11 protein-coding genes are annotated in these 15217 nt (G+C 44.6%); 9 read left to right on the forward strand and 2 right to left on the reverse strand.

All coding sequences use genetic code 11. The annotated features are described in order from the left end of the window. Positions 1-70 precede the first annotated feature (70 nt). The 4 genes from ES754_RS08745 to ES754_RS08760 all read left to right on the forward strand — a co-directional run bounded on the left by ES754_RS08745 (position 71) and on the right by ES754_RS08760 (position 3829). On the forward strand, positions 71-817 hold the full coding sequence (locus ES754_RS08745; RefSeq protein WP_147223791.1) for an amino acid ABC transporter permease: 747 nt from the start codon (positions 71-73) through the stop codon (positions 815-817). Next, a complete protein-coding gene (locus ES754_RS08750; RefSeq protein WP_147223792.1) occupies positions 814-1485 on the forward strand; it encodes an ABC transporter permease subunit in 672 nt (223 codons plus the stop codon). The genes ES754_RS08745 and ES754_RS08750 overlap by 4 nt, the downstream gene beginning before the upstream one ends. Before the next feature lie 184 nt (positions 1486-1669). Next, entirely contained in the window at positions 1670-2389 is a 720-nt protein-coding gene (locus ES754_RS08755) for an amino acid ABC transporter ATP-binding protein (protein WP_265090720.1), read from the forward strand. Between the two features lie 219 nt (positions 2390-2608). Continuing rightward, positions 2609-3829, forward strand: a complete 1221-nt coding sequence (locus tag ES754_RS08760; protein WP_147223793.1) for an FAD-dependent oxidoreductase — start codon at positions 2609-2611, stop codon at positions 3827-3829. Between the two features lie 123 nt (positions 3830-3952). On the opposite strand, the gene ES754_RS08765 is transcribed toward ES754_RS08760, so the two are convergent. Continuing rightward, a complete protein-coding gene (locus ES754_RS08765; protein WP_147223794.1) occupies positions 3953-4684 on the reverse strand; it encodes a pantothenate kinase in 732 nt (243 codons plus the stop codon). 35 nt (positions 4685-4719) lie between these two features. Beyond that, a complete protein-coding gene (locus tag ES754_RS08770) occupies positions 4720-5664 on the reverse strand; it encodes a biotin--[acetyl-CoA-carboxylase] ligase (protein ID WP_147223795.1) in 945 nt (314 codons plus the stop codon). Between the two features lie 235 nt (positions 5665-5899). On the opposite strand from ES754_RS08770, the gene ES754_RS08775 reads away from it, so the two are divergent. The 5 genes from ES754_RS08775 to ligA all read left to right on the forward strand — a co-directional run bounded on the left by ES754_RS08775 (position 5900) and on the right by ligA (position 15211). After that, positions 5900-6703, forward strand: a complete 804-nt coding sequence (locus ES754_RS08775) for a sulfite exporter TauE/SafE family protein (protein WP_170231102.1) — start codon at positions 5900-5902, stop codon at positions 6701-6703. 46 nt (positions 6704-6749) lie between these two features. Beyond that, positions 6750-7697, forward strand: a complete 948-nt coding sequence (locus ES754_RS08780; RefSeq protein ID WP_147223797.1) for an STM4504/CBY_0614 family protein — start codon at positions 6750-6752, stop codon at positions 7695-7697. Positions 7698-7795: 98 nt separating this feature from the next. Continuing rightward, positions 7796-11722: an AAA family ATPase gene (locus tag ES754_RS08785; protein ID WP_147223798.1), complete on the forward strand. Its 3927-nt coding sequence runs from the start codon at positions 7796-7798 to the stop codon at positions 11720-11722. 176 nt (positions 11723-11898) lie between these two features. Then, complete coding sequence (locus ES754_RS08790; protein WP_147223799.1) at positions 11899-12909, forward strand: cell division protein ZipA C-terminal FtsZ-binding domain-containing protein; 1011 nt, start codon at positions 11899-11901, stop codon at positions 12907-12909. A 310-nt stretch (positions 12910-13219) separates the two neighbouring features. Continuing rightward, positions 13220-15211 carry an NAD-dependent DNA ligase LigA gene (gene ligA / locus ES754_RS08795; RefSeq protein WP_227678037.1) on the forward strand — a complete coding sequence of 664 codons (1992 nt, stop codon included), beginning with the start codon at positions 13220-13222 and terminating at the stop codon, positions 15209-15211. Positions 15212-15217: the final 6 nt, after the last annotated feature.

Genomic DNA, 15217 nt, shown 5'->3' on the forward strand with positions numbered 1-15217 from the left:
ACGCGCTCAGACTCAGGTTGTTAACTGGTCTGAGGCGTAAGTCTATCTTCGGTTACTTGGAGAGACAAAGATGAATTATAGTTGGAACTGGGGTGTGCTCTTTGAGCAGACTGGCATTGGCAACGAGCTCTATATCCACTGGATGATTACCGGCCTTGGCTGGTTGTTATTGATTGGAAGTATTGCTTGGGCAATTGCGATGGTCATCGGTACTATCTTCGGTATCATGCGTACCTTACCCAATAAAACGGCGCGCAGTATCGGCACCGCTTATGTCACTTTTTTCCGTAATATTCCTTTGCTTGTTCAGCTGTTTTTTTGGTTTTATATTGCCCCCGGTTGGCTAACCCCTGCTTTACAAGAGTGGTGGTATAAGGACTTATCTCCTAATACCTCAGCCATGCTGTCAGCGAGTATTGGACTGGGGCTATTTACAGCAGCACGTATTGTTGAGCAGGTGCGTACCGGTATAAATTCGCTACCCAAAGGACAAATAGATGCGGCTTATGCGCTAGGTCTGACTATTCCGCAAGCCTATAAAGAAGTACTGCTGCCACAAGCCTTTCGCGTTATCCTACCACCGCTTAGCTCTGAGCTGACCAACTGCTTTAAAAATGCGTCGGTCGCGTCTTTAGTGGGGGTAATGGAGCTGATTAGCCAAACCAAAACCATCAGTGAATATACGCAAAACAGCCTTGAGATTTATACTTACGCGACCGTCATCTATTTGGTGTTTAACCTATCATTGATTGCCATCATGGGATTAATTGAGCGCAAACTGCGCGTACCGGGGCTTATCGCAGGAGGTCGGACATGAACATGATGACCGAACTTACCACAGCCTATCCAGGCTTGCTGGGCGGTATGCTGACCACTATGAAGGTGCTGTTTTTAGCGATTGTTGGTGGTATTAGTTTAGGGACTGTATTAGCCCTGATGCGCTTGTCTGGCAACAAGTTTTTAGAAATTCCTGCCAAGTTATACGTCAATTATTTTCGCTCTGTGCCGCTGTTATTAGTGCTGCTATGGTTTTATTTTGCCGTACCAATGCTTTATTTTTGGATAGCGGGTAAGTATCTACAGCTAGATACCGCATTTACCTCCTGTGTGGTCGCCTTTATGATGTTTGAGGCCGCTTACTTCTCGGAAGTGGTGCGCGCTGGTATTCAGTCGATTGGCAGCGGGCAGGTCAATGCTGCTAAAGCCATGGGCATGAATTATAATCAGACAATGCGCTTGATTATTTTGCCGCAAGCTTTTCGTAAGATGCTGCCGCTAATTTTGCAACAATGTATTATTTTATTCCAAGATACGACGTTAGTATTTGCCATTGGCTTAACGGATTTTTTCCGTGCCGCCTACGTTCGCGGTGAGTTGATGGGTTTATTAACACCTTATATTTTGGGGGCTGGTGCAGTGTATTTTATTATCAGCTTAAGTGCTTCTATTGGCGTACAACAAGTACAGAAACGCCTGAGATTTTAATAACCAGTTTTTATATAAAAATTTACGGATATGTTTTTAAGATTAATGTAGCTATTGGTTAATGATTGTTATCCAAAAAAGCTATGGCTAGGAGCCAGCGATGAGTAATCCTGATACGTACATGAATGATTTTGGCGGACTGGTTACGGATAACGGTCACGCCAGTGATGAGATTGTCATCAAAATGACCGACGTCAGTAAATGGTATGGAGATTTCCAAGTGCTGACTGACTGCACTGCCCATGTTCATAAAGGTGATGTGGTAGTGGTTTGCGGTCCATCTGGCAGTGGTAAATCTACCTTAATTAAAACCGTTAATGGACTCGAGCCTTTTCAAAAAGGTGAGATCATGGTCAATGGGATCTCAGTCGGTGCGCCAAAGACTAATCTTCCTCAGCTGCGTAGTAAAGTCGGTATGGTGTTTCAACATTTTGAGCTGTTTCCACATCTCACTATTATTGATAATCTGACCGTCGCACAGATTAAAGTACTAGGCCGTAAGGAAGACGATGCTAAGAAAAAGGCAATGGCTTATTTGGATCGGGTAGGGCTGACAGTGCAAGCAGCGAAATATCCAGCTGAGCTGTCCGGTGGTCAGCAGCAGCGGGTTGCTATCGCAAGGGCGTTGGCGATGGACCCAGTAGCGATGTTGTTTGATGAGCCAACGTCAGCGTTAGATCCTGAGATGATTCAAGAAGTATTAGACGTAATGGTAGAGCTGACTCGTGAAGGGATGACCATGATGTGTGTGACTCATGAGATGGGCTTTGCCAGCCAAGTTGCTAACCGTGTTATCTTTATGGATGAAGGCTATATTGTCGAAAACTGTAGCAAAGATGAGTTCTTTGAAGGGGCGCGAAGTGAGCGCGCGCAGAAGTTTTTATCAAAGATTTTGAATAAGTAGAGTATCAATTATCTATATTGAATTATAAAAAAAGCGCCTTTTATATAGGCGCTTTTTTATGAAAGTAGACAGTTGGCTTCAGCTGACACCGTTGATGCACTGTTAAGATGAGCCCATATCTATTTACTGTTATACTCTCTGACACTAGGATTAATTACCCTTTATAAAACATAACTGACAGTAAATAAGCGACTTTATCTTAATAAACTTGGAGCCAATATGAGTGCAGAAAATTCTTCTAAACAGGCAGGCGTTGTTATCATTGGTGCAGGTCTAGCGGGCTGGCACGTTATTGATGCGATTCGTGGTAAAGATAAAGACATTCCCATTACTTTAATCACTGCCGACAATGGCGATCGCTATCATAAGCCTATGCTCACGATGGCAATCAGTCAAAAGAAAAGCGCGGCAGATTTGGTGCGTGCCAAGGGAATTGATGCCGCAACAGCAGCAGGGGTCACTTTGCTGGCAAATACCAATGTCAGTGATATTGACGCTGCTACTCGACAGCTACAGCTTATCTCCGCGCTTCGATCAGATCCGGTCTATACCAATTACGCGACTATCAACTATGACAAGCTAGTGTTAGCAATGGGTGCACATCCTATTTTTCCAAAAAGCTTACCGCAAGATTTGGTCTGGCACGTCAACCATATTGAACGCTTTGGGCAGTTGCAAGAACAATTGGCAACTGGTAGTCAGCGTATCGCTATTATTGGTGCTGGTATGGTCGGTACTGAAATCGCTGAAGATTTGCTCAAGGCTGGTCATAAAATAACGTTGATTGATTTAAATAACGCGCCGCTATCACAAATGCTACCAGCACAAGCGACTGCGCGTATTACCAAGGCGATTCAGTCGCAAGGTATTGATTTTTTAGGCGGTTGTCAGGTGTCAGGTGTGACGCGTAATGACGATGGTACCTTGCTGGTCAGCTATGATTTGCTAGCTTCAGTCTCAGATAATGATAACGAAGAGCAACAACATGAACCTTTGATTGTTGATCATGTGATTGCTAGTACGGGGCTTGTTGTTGATGACAAACTACCGGCTGCTGCGGGTATTGAGTTCAATCCACGTACTGGTATCGTCGTTGATGCGCCAACTCTACGTACCAATACCGCGAACATTTATGCCATTGGTGATTGTATGTCTATTGATGGGGTAGCTTGTCGTTATGTCGCGCCGTTACGTGCGCAGGCAGCCACCATTGCTGATGATATTTTAGGTCATGAGCATGGCGGTTATGAGCATAAGCCGCCGATGATTCGCCTAAAAAATAAAGCCATCTCAGTGATGGTAACAGGCGTACCGCGTGCTGAAGGTAATTGGCAGGTGAAAACCGATAGTGCTGACGAGTTGATTATGGACTTGCTCAATGATAATAATGAGGTTAGTGCAACGGTGACTATTAAAGCGCCAGTCATGCCTAAATCATAAATTAAGAGCCGGTAAGCCATAAAAAAACAGTAAGTCTCAGACTTACTGTTTTTTTCAAGTCTGTTTCTATAAGCTGTGCTTACAAGCCACAGTTATAAGCGGTTTTCCACTTATTAGTTTGAGTTATATTTTAGGTTTAGACTCATCAAAATACCGCGCCAAACCATTTAACAGTAAGTCATTACGGATACGCACCGGACGGTTGACATGTTGGGCAATCATGTTGGCATCACCACCCGTCATAATCAGCTCAAAGTTTGGATGACGGTTGCTGATTTCATTTACTGCACCGACGATAGATAATAGAATCCCGCGATGTACAGCATCTTGCGTGTTTACGCCTTGGGTGATGCTATCAAAAGTGCCGTTGGAGATAGTGATTTGCTTAGTACCCGAAAATAACGACTCGCGTTGCAGATAGATATTAGGAAAAATATAACCACCCAAATGTGTTGCGTGGTCAATCAAGTCAATAGTCACTGCCGTCCCGCAACCAATGATACATTGGCGCTTCTTTTTATCCACCGCGCCCAGCATCTGCAACCAGCGGTCACAGCCCAATTGCGTAGCATCATAAGCGCTACTCATCAACGGATGCGCGGCATCAACATCAACAAAGGCAAATGGAATATTCAACCGGCTTAAAGTATCTGAAACTTGCGCATTGAGCTTATCGCCCAGTACGGAGGAGATACCAATAAAATCAGGCGCATAACGCTCAAAACGGTCGGTTAGTCCCATAAGTAATTCAGTGGGTGCCTGCAAATGCTGCTTGGCATCATGCGAGACTATCTGCCCGATATCATCAGTAAGCCAGTATTTAAGACGGGTATTTCCAAGATCGAGCCAAAGCATAGCTATCCTCACATGATTGCCTAGTTTTTGTCGTTCTAAGTATCACTAATAACGTCAATACGACCGGTAAAAAGCGCGGCAAGCTTACCGTTATCTTGGCGTAATTGCAAACAGCCATGTGTATCAATTCCGCAAGCATAGCCCGTCGTGATATGCGGCTCACCATTATGGTTCTGAGTTACGCGCAGACGTAATCCGCTCAGTGCATCCATCGAATCAAACTGCTGCATAAAGTCGTCGGTATTTTGGGTTTGTATCGATTTTTTTTCTTTAGCCAAGTGCTCAAAGCAGCTTATTGCATCAATTAAAGCATGACTAGTTTGTTGATACAGCTGCTGTAAACTCGGCAGACTGATTTGCGTGTCAGCATCCGTTTTTTCTTTAAGAGTCTCAGCGATATTTTGCAAGCTTAACGCCTGATAGCTCATACCTTCGCAAGTTTGGCTGGTTAGGGTCGGTGTGGTTTTTACATTAAGTCCCACGCCCATGACCACGCCGACCAATTTACTGGCATGCCAGACAGGTTCAATTAGGATGCCTGCAAGCTTGCTAAAATAAATGATGTTTGCATCGCTATCTTCTGTTCCAACATTATCTTTAAATTGCGATGGTGGCGCATAAAAGCCCAAATCATTGGCCCATTTTACCCCGATAGGCGGCAGCCCTTGCGCGCGCAGTTGCTCATTGAGGGTTTGAATAATGGGCATTTTAGCCAGCTCTACGCCAATAACGAGTGATAATAGACCGCTAACAGGCATCTGCACCGGATGGTATAACGACAGATAGACGTTACCAGGTGGCGATTGCCATGAGCGCTCCCGTTGTCCGCGCCCTGCGGTCTGAGTCTCAGCGGTCAATAAATGCACTTTATCTGCGCTAAGCGAGCTGTCTTTTATAGCCTCAATCAGCTCGCTATTGGTCGACGCGCTGCTGATAACGTGGCGATGATTAAGAATGGGTAAACGAGCAGGTAGCGGCATAAGTTTAGTCGATGTGGTTGATATAGCGTGAGTAATCTTTGTTATACTGAGGCCGTTATTGAGAATAAAAGACAGAAATTTGCTCTCAAATATTAAACAGTCAAGCCGCCCGCTATTATTATATAGAAGTAAGCTTAATAACAGTTAAGTGCGATAATATTAACTGCGCTAAAAAATTAGCATAATAAAAGACAGACATAATAAAAACTAAGTATATCAAAAGGTAAAATGGATGATGTTATATGTATGGTTTGTAATTGCAGGCGCGTTCGCCGGAGTTTGCGCAGGTCTGTTTGGTGTGGGCGGCGGGATGATTATCGTGCCAGCCTTGGTATGGATTTTTGCTGCCAATAACTTCCCTCCAGAGGTTGTCACTCATTTGGCGATTGGGACGTCTCTTGCAACCATTGTTGTGACCTCAATCAGCTCAATGACCGCGCATAATAAACGTGGCGGCGTGCGCTGGGATGTGTGGCGCAAGATGGGGCTGGGCTTGATTATTGGTAGTCTAATAGGGGCAGGTGTTGCCGAATCGATTGATGGCAAGGCATTGCAAGCTATTATTGGGGTCGGTGCTTTGTTAGTCGCCATAAATATGCTGTTCTTTGCCAATAAAGAGCAATTGGGCAAGCCGTTACCCTCTACGGGCATGCAATTTGGTGCGGGAACCGGAATCGGTTTGGCATCCTCTATTTTTGGCATTGGTGGTGGTAGCTTGACGGTGCCGTTTTTGAACTGGGCAGGGCTGACAATGAAGCAGTCAGTGGGTACAGCTGCCGCTTGCGGTTTACCGATTGCCGTTGCAGGAGCGCTAGGTTTTGCATGGTTTGGCCAAAATGTTGAAAATTTACCAGAAGGCACGATAGGCTTTGTGCATATCTCTGGCTTCTTATGTATTTCAGTGGTCAGCTTTATTATGGCAAAAGTCGGCGCCAAGCTGGCGTATAAATTACCAGCTGCAACGTTGAAACGTGCTTTTGGGGTATTGCTATTGTTCGCTGGCGGGCAGTTGTTATTGAGTGGTCTTGGAGTGTTGTAAAGTTTGGCTTAATGAAGTATTTCTTAATAAGAATTGAGGGTTTAATGTGGCTATAGTTGATTTATTTCATAAAAGGCAGAAAAGACTTCGAGGCGAGTATCCTGATATTTATCAGTATGAAGAATTACCACGTAAGCTTAAAGTTCAAATAGTTCATCTTTGGAATGAAACCATAGACAGAGACAAACGTAAAAGTCAGTTCCAATCTGCATCATTGAATAGACCCTATCTTGAAAAGTGTTATAGAGTTTTATGTAAAGAACTAGGCGTTTTTGAATTGAATAAGACAGATAACGAGAACAGGCATTTATCTTCAGATAATTACTTTGACAAAATCGCTCAATATTTTATAAATGAGTCAGACACTGAAAAATCTTTAAGTATTATTGAGGTGATGGCACAGATAACTGAAGGTTTTTCTCATAATCATCTTAATGAGGTAGGAATAGATATTGCCGATATGTTATCTGAGCTTAATCAAAGGTTCCGTGAACATGGCGTAGGTTACCAGTACGAAAATAGTCAAATTGTTAGAGTGGATTCTGAATTTATTCATGCTGAAGCGGTCAAGCCTGCGTTACAACTACTTAGTAATCCAATGTATAAGGGCGCTCAAGAAGAGTTTTTAAAGGCGCATGAGCATTATCGTCATGGTCGTTATAGTGAAGCATTAATAGAGTGTCTAAAAGCTTATGAGAGTACTTTAAAAATTATTCTAAGTAAGAATAATTGGGATTATAGCTCTAACGCAACTGCTGATGAGCTTACAGGACGAATAATGCAATCAGGATTAGTAGACGATTTCTGGCAACAGCATTTTAAGTCTTTAAAAAATACGTTAACCGCAGGTGTGCCTACTGCTCGTAATAAGCTAGCAGGTCATGGCGCTGCGAATGAAGTTAGAGAAATACCTGAGTATTTAGTAAGTTATATTCTCCACATGACGGCATCTACTATTGTGTTCTTAGTTAAAGCAGATGAAGCTTTAGTTTAGATGTTTATGACTACAAGACTAACTTCTATAAACCCCAAAAAAACCACCCAATTTCAGGTAGAATAGCCGCCTGTTTTTGCTGATATCACTGATCATTCATGCGTTTAAAATCTCTAAAATTGGCAGGCTTTAAATCCTTTGCTAACGCAACCACTTTTACCTTTCCCCGCGGCATTACTGCTATTGTTGGGCCAAATGGCTGCGGCAAATCAAATGTGATTGATGCCATTCGCTGGGTATTAGGGGAAACGTCTGCCAAGCAGCTGCGGGGCGGGGCGATGAGTGATGTCATTTTTGCAGGGACCCAAGAAAAGTCAGCCAAAAGTGTGGCCAGTGTCGAGTTAACTTTTGAGCACACCCATGATGAGCAAAATGGCATTCGTCACGAGCTGAATTTATATCAGGAGCTGTCCGTGCGCCGGCAAGTAAATTTGGATGGGCGTTCAGATTACTTTATTAATGGCACGCGTTGCCGTCGCCGTGATGTGGTCGATATATTTTTGGGTACTGGTTTGGGTGCGCGCAGTTATGCGGTTATCGAACAGGGCATGATTGGGCGCATTGTTGACTCTAATCCGCAGCAGCTACGCGAATTTATCGAAGAGGCGGCAGGGGTGTCGCGCTATCAAGCCCGCCGCGCAGAGACTCAACAGAAACTTGAGAAGACCCAAGATAATTTAGCGCGTCTGCACGATATGCAAAGCGAGATGGAACGCCAACAAAAGACGCTGTCCAAACAAGCGGCTAGTGCGCAGCGTTATAAAGAAATTACCGCCAATCTAGCTGATATCAGGCAACAATTGGCTATTCAGCAATTATATCAAGCTAAGCATACCCAGCAGCAGCATAAAGCTGAGCATGAACGCAGCGCCATTGCCGTCACTGAACTACAGACTAATTATGAAGACTTGAAAGTTAAGCAAGATAAGCTTAGTGCCCATATTAATCAGCAGCAGTGGCTCAAAGACGACACCCAAAGTGCCTATTATCAACAGCAGCTTAGCTACCAGCAAGCAGAGCATCAACTGGGTGATGGGCAGGTGCAGCTTAGCCAAATTGAGGAGCAGCTTGCCAGTTTATTACAGCAGCGTGAGCAGGCTATTGCAGAGATAGAAAAGCTCCAAGTGCAAGAGATTGAGCAGCAACAAGAACTGTCTAAATTACAGCCAAAACTTGCAGACCTCACAATCAAACGCGATGCTCATAAACAAAATGAGCAGCCGTTACAGCGAGCTTGGCAGGAGGCGCAAAACCAGTTATCACGCCTACAAGAGAATGCTCGCACGCTCGAGCAGCAGCAAGCACTTAATAACCAATCCCAAAATCGCTGGCAGCTCAGTCAAGATAAATGGACACAGCGTCAACAGAATTGGCAAGGGTTATGGGAGACGTTACACGAAAATTCTACGACGGGTACTACGGGTGATAATGATGCGCAAACATTAAGTAAAACTTCTAGCACGCAAATAGCTGAGCTTAATAATCAGCTACAACAGCTTGCCCGCCAACAAGATAGCGTGGCAGAGCGCTTAGATACGATACAACCGCAAGAGCGTATTTTGCAGCAGCAATTAATTGCCCAGCAACGTGAGCTCGCTGACCATGAAAAACGTCATGCATTATTGGCTGGTGAGTACGATACTCTATATCATATATTGCATCCAAAACCGCCTAACCAATCACATAATAACCCGCCACAGCAAACGCCCAATTTAGCCGGGCAGACAGAAAATAGGGTTGAAAAACTGCCGACTACTACCTTGCGTGAGCAAATCGAGTTAAGTGTGCAAGGTCAGCAGTATGCAGAGCAACTGGATAGCTTATTGGCATTATGGCTAGATAGTCATGTGTTGCTAGCGAGCGAGTTTACTGTTGATGACGCTGATGATAAGGCTGTTGGTAATAAAAAACCTGCCGATAGTTTATGGCAATCTCTGCAGTCTTATCTACCGGATTTGCTCACTTATCAAAATCAAGCCAGCCGTGCAAAAAATGAATTAAGCCATAGTTTATGGTTACCAGCTTTGAAAAAGCATAGTCAAGTAAATGATTCTACAAACACTTTGCCAAAAGAGCTTATCGATAAGGTTTTACGGTTATCTCAGCTGATTGCAAAACCTGAATTGGCCTTATGGCAGCAGTGTTATTTATATCTTGCACAAGTTAATGCTGAGTATGAACACACCATTGAAGAGTTGACTGCTGTTTTACAAGTGCTACCGCCCGCCGCCCTATTATTGACTACCAATGGCTGGTTAATTAGCGGTAGTGGCACAATAAATCTGAGTAAGCTTGCTGGTCCAAACAACGGTCAAAATGAGGGCCAGACTAACAGTCAGTTTTTAAGCCAACGTTTAACTCAGCGAACCCGTCTGCAAACTTTAGAGAGTTTGCTTGAAGATAATGAGGCGCAAATACAAACGCAGCAGCAGACTATTAAACAGAATCAGCGCGAGTATGAGGCAGTAACGATAAGTTTAGAGGAGACGCGTGCGCAAGCGCAGCAATTGACCCATGATAAATATTGCTATCAGCAGCAATTAGCCACCCAGCAGGCAACGTATGACCGTTTGCAAGCGGATGAGCAACGCTTAACTTCTGATAAAATTGTGCTTGAACAAGAGCAGCAAGAACTGGTACAAGAACAACAAGCCTTAGACAGTGCGCAACAGCAAATTCAAGCTGGCATACAGTCGCTAACGCCTAAATTAGCGGCAGCACAGGATAATTGGCAGCAGCTACAAGTCGCACGCAATGAGCTCAGTAGCGCGCGCCTTGCAGATGATGCAGCATGGCAAACTTTGCAGCTTAATATCCAGCAAAGTGAAATACGTTTAGAACATAGTGTAAGTAGTTTGGCGCGGGTAACGGAGCAGCATGATAAATCCGTGCATAGCGAGCAACAGCTACGAATAAGTTATGAGCGTTACCAAGCGCAATTGCCAGCTTTAACCACGGCATTGCAACAGGCGCAAACTGCCCGTGATGAGCAGCAAACCCTACTAACAGAACGCGAAGCCGCCCTTACGTCATTGAAGCAAGAATATAGTCAGCAACAAGCTGCCCTTAATGGGTTGCAAACTGAACTGCAAACTCAGAAAAATAAGCTAGCCAGCCAAGCGACTGAGTTGGCGCTAAGTGCCCAGCGTCTACAAGATGCCATTGACTATGCACAGGATGCTTTAGCTGACTACTATAAATTGAGTAATGATAATAAAGACAGCGAACAAGCATCGAAGCAACCTATCAGTATTTCAAGCTTATTGACCGATTTTATTACCCATGAGCGCCGTGTACGTCCGGATAAAATAGCAGAGTTGCAACTCGAGTACAGCAAAATTCAACAGCAGCTTAGTAAGATTGGCGCGGTTAATTTAGCGGCGGTTGCTGAGCTCGATGCAGTTAACGAGCGTTTAAAGCCGCTAGTGCAACAGACTGAAGATATTGCGAAGAGCATGGCTACTTTACAAGCCGCGATTGCCTCTATTGATGAGACTACTAAGACGCTATTTATGCAGACGCTTGATGCGGTTAATATTGAGCTGGCTAATTTATTTAGCAAAGTTTTCGGTGGTGGTCATGCCAGCTTAACCTTAAACGTAGATGATGTACCAATGAATACCTCCGTTGATAAAACCAAGTCAGAACAACGTTCAGAGCAATGGCGGGCAGGGTTAACCTTGATGGCGCAACCAAAGGGTAAGCGTAATAGTCGCCTTGCGGTATTGTCAGGCGGCGAGAAAACTTTAACGGCACTAAGCTTAATTTTTGCTATCTTTAAACAACATCCGGCACCATTTTGTGTGCTGGATGAAGTAGATGCACCCCTTGATGATGCCAACGTTGCACGCTTTACCAGCCTTATTCATGAGCTTGCAGACGATCTACAGTTTATTTTTATCAGTCATAATAAATTGGCAATGCAAATAGCGGACGAGCTAAAAGGCATTACTATGCCAACTGCGGGTATTTCTTCCTTGGTGAGCGTCTCCTTAGAGGAGGCAGTGCGCTATATTGATAGCTAATTGGCAACCTGTTTAATGATTAGAAAAGGTTGTTAGAAAGAAATGTTCACATTGACCCTTATAGCCATTGACAAAAGGGTCACAATGTAATGACGCTAGGGGTCAGCCATGCTAGACTATTGCCAATTATTCCCTTTTTTATCTCCCTTTTTATCATTTATTAGGATATCTCTCTCATGACCGCCATTCAGTTTATATTGCTTGTCATTGCTGTATTTATTGTGTTTGCAGGGCTGTTTATGGTCATGCGTAGCTCAAAACGTCGCCAAAATGCTGACGGGGTAGCCATTAATTATGATAAAAACGGTATCCCAATTATTCCACGCCACGAGCGTAATATCGTTGACCAGCTAGACTTTGACGATACGGTTGCCGGTGAAACGACTATTGGTCCTAATCGTGATTATCTAAATGCGGTCATCGAGGACGTTCCTTCGCAAGGCCAACGTGTTAACAACCAAGGTTATAACGAAGAACACAACGCTGAGTTTGCACGCTGGCAAGCTGAGCAGCAGCGTGAAGATGATACTGAGTTTGGACATTTAACCAAAGAGCTGCGCGGTGATAACCAGCAGCAATATGGACAAACCTCTGGCAACCAAGAGCATGATGCTTTTTCTAGCTTAATGTCCGCCACCGATAATATAATGCCCGCAATCGATACGGCAGAAGAGCCTATTTTTACCGATAACAGTCCGATACTTGATCAGCATATGCTAGAACCAGTTGATGAGGCACAAAACGGTCCGCTCATTCATGCCAAAGACAATATTAATATCACTATTTTGCCGCACCAATATCGTGACCGTCCTCCCGCGATTATTCGTGGACAAGATTTATTAGGCTTGATTGATAAGTACGGCTTACGCTTTGGCGCGATGAATATGTTCCACCGTTATGAGCAAAAAGACGGTACTGGTATCCTTTGGTTTAGCATGATGGGTATTACAGACAAAGGTATTGCGCCCTTTGACCCGCATAGTGTGGCGACCAATACTTATAACGGCGTGGTGGTGTTTTTATCGCTACCGCATCCGCGTGCGCTAACGAGCTTCGATGGCATGATGAGCATCGCTTACATGATGGCTAATGATTTAGACGCGATGATGCTTGATGAAGATAACGATCCGATTACCTCTGAATATAGACAGCAACTGCGCAATCAAGTTCGTGATTATCAAGGTTAGTATTCATAAAGTTTAATAACTATAAAAGATTATAGCGATAATAATTAACTATTTTAAAAGGCAAATAACGTGACTCATTTCATGTTATTTGCCTTTTTCATTGAGTACAATAACCCACAAACTTGTTATGATATCGGCATATTAAATAGTAAAGACGCCGACTATGACTGACCATATTTTACCACCCGATTCTCAACCAGCCACTTCTCAATCAGCGACCTCTCAAAAAACAGCTTTGCAAGAACCTAACACATCAGATATTAATGCTGCTGTAACCGCTGCGACATCTGACGATACCATCATTGCGCAAATGCGTGTGCTTATCGATGCGCTCAAAACACATAATAATGCCTATTACGTCCTCGATAATCCAGTATTAGAGGATAGCGAATACGATCAACTGCGTCTGTCTTTAATTGAGATTGAAGAAGCTTATCCGGATTTGGTACAGCCTGACAGTCCCATCAATCAAGTCGGGGATGTACCGCTGTCTGCGTTCACGCAAGTGACCCACGATACCCCAATGCTGTCCCTTGGTAATGTGTTTGAATACGATGATTTGCGCGATTTTATGCGCCGCGTCAATGACCGCTTGAGTGTGGCCCAGCAAAACCCAGAATATGAGATGGAGCTAAAACTTGATGGGTTGGCAGTATCGCTAAAGTATGAGCGCGGACAGTTTGTACAAGCAGTGACCCGCGGTGATGGGCAAACGGGCGAGGACATCACCCAAAACGCCAAAACTATTCGTAATCTACCGCTATGGCTAGCAGATGCAGTTAATATTGAATTGCTAGAGGTACGCGGTGAAGTCTTAATGCCCAAAGCTGGGTTTGAACGCTTGAATCGTCTGGCAGAAGAAAATGACAATAAAACTTTTGCCAATCCACGTAATGCTGCTGCTGGTAGCTTGCGTCAGCTTGATCCAGCGGTTGCAGCAAGTCGTCCGCTCGCATTCTATGCCTACTCAATCAATCAAGGGTTACCGACAACTATTCATACGCAGTCTGCTGCCTTGGCTTGGATTAAAGACATTGGCTTTACCGTTAGTGCCGTTGAAGTCGTACAGAATCCACGCGCTGCTCAAGCCTATTATGAGTCGGTCAGTGAGCAACGAGCCGCCTTACCGTTTGAGATTGATGGCACCGTAATCAAGGTCAATAGTTTGGCGCTCCAGCAACAATTGGGTTTTTTATCGCGTGAACCGCGCTGGGCAACTGCCTATAAATTCCCTGCCGAAACGGTTATGACGCGCTTGCAATCGATTGAATGGCAAGTGGGGCGCACTGGACAAATTACTCCGGTTGGTAAGTTAGAACCCGTAAAAGTGGGCGGCGTTACTGTCAGCAATGTCACCTTGCATAACTTTGGTGAAATTCGACGTCTTGATGTACGCGCTGGTGATATGGTCAGCGTCCACCGCGCTGGCGACGTTATCCCCAAAGTTACACGGGTTTGGCATGATCAGCGTCCTGCCGATAGTGAGCCTGTCATTCTACCGTCTACTTGTCCAGTGTGTGATTCTCCTGTCGTACTTCCCGAAGATGAAGCGCTCGCTCGCTGTACTGGGGGTCTATTTTGTCCGGCTCAACAACAAGAAGCATTGATTCACTTTGTCTCTCGCCGTGCCATGGATATTGATGGCTTAGGCGAGCGCTGGTTGATTGGCTTTTTTAATCATGGTCTGGTTAAGACGGTCGCTGATATTTATCAGCTGCACAAGCATGTTGATGAACTGATCACTCTAGAGAAACTAGGTGAAAAATCAGTACAGAATATTATCTCTGCCATTGAAGCCAGCAAGCATACAACGTTAGCTCGCTTTATCTATGCGCTCGGTATTCGCGGTGTGGGTGAAACCACTGCCCAAAATCTAGCGCAGCAATTTGGTGACCTTGATGGGTTGATGGCTGCTGATATTGAGGCGCTGCTACTAACGCCTGATGTGGGCGCTATCACCGCTGAGCTGGCCTATAAATTCTTCCGTGCGCCGCACAATATCGAAGTCATCACCGCGCTACGAGATGCGGGCGTATATTGGGATAAGGTCGAGCAAATTATCTCATCTGACTTACCGCTTGATGGGCAGACATGGGTCATCACTGGCGCGCTGGCAAGTATGGCGCGTGATGAGGCGAAGGCCAAACTACAAGCGTTGGGGGCAAAGGTATCGGGCAGTATTTCTGCAAAAACGACCGCGCTACTGGCAGGAGAAAAGGCTGGCTCGAAGATGGCAAAAGCGGAGAAGTTAGGGGTTAAGGTTGTTGGTGAAGATGATTTTTTGGTTTTGGTTGGGGAGTAGGGAGTA

Source organism: Psychrobacter frigidicola (assembly GCF_007997305.1).
GTDB lineage: Bacteria > Pseudomonadota > Gammaproteobacteria > Pseudomonadales > Moraxellaceae > Psychrobacter > Psychrobacter frigidicola.

What these genes read in the sequence shown, in the direction of transcription:
- ES754_RS08755 (WP_265090720.1), top strand. Translation starts at nt 1,670, where the DNA reads ATGACCGACGTCAGTAAATGGTATGGAGATTTCCAAGTGCTGACTGAC.
- ligA (WP_227678037.1), top strand. Translation starts at nt 13,220, where the DNA reads ATGCGTGTGCTTATCGATGCGCTCAAAACACATAATAATGCCTATTAC.
- ES754_RS08745 (WP_147223791.1), top strand. Translation starts at nt 71, where the DNA reads ATGAATTATAGTTGGAACTGGGGTGTGCTCTTTGAGCAGACTGGCATT.
- ES754_RS08765 (WP_147223794.1), bottom strand. Translation starts at nt 4,684, where the DNA reads ATGCTTTGGCTCGATCTTGGAAATACCCGTCTTAAATACTGGCTTACT.
- ES754_RS08760 (WP_147223793.1), top strand. Translation starts at nt 2,609, where the DNA reads ATGAGTGCAGAAAATTCTTCTAAACAGGCAGGCGTTGTTATCATTGGT.
- ES754_RS08770 (WP_147223795.1), bottom strand. Translation starts at nt 5,664, where the DNA reads ATGCCGCTACCTGCTCGTTTACCCATTCTTAATCATCGCCACGTTATC.
- ES754_RS08750 (WP_147223792.1), top strand. Translation starts at nt 814, where the DNA reads ATGAACATGATGACCGAACTTACCACAGCCTATCCAGGCTTGCTGGGC.
- ES754_RS08790 (WP_147223799.1), top strand. Translation starts at nt 11,899, where the DNA reads ATGACCGCCATTCAGTTTATATTGCTTGTCATTGCTGTATTTATTGTG.
- ES754_RS08785 (WP_147223798.1), top strand. Translation starts at nt 7,796, where the DNA reads ATGCGTTTAAAATCTCTAAAATTGGCAGGCTTTAAATCCTTTGCTAAC.
- ES754_RS08775 (WP_170231102.1), top strand. Translation starts at nt 5,900, where the DNA reads ATGTTATATGTATGGTTTGTAATTGCAGGCGCGTTCGCCGGAGTTTGC.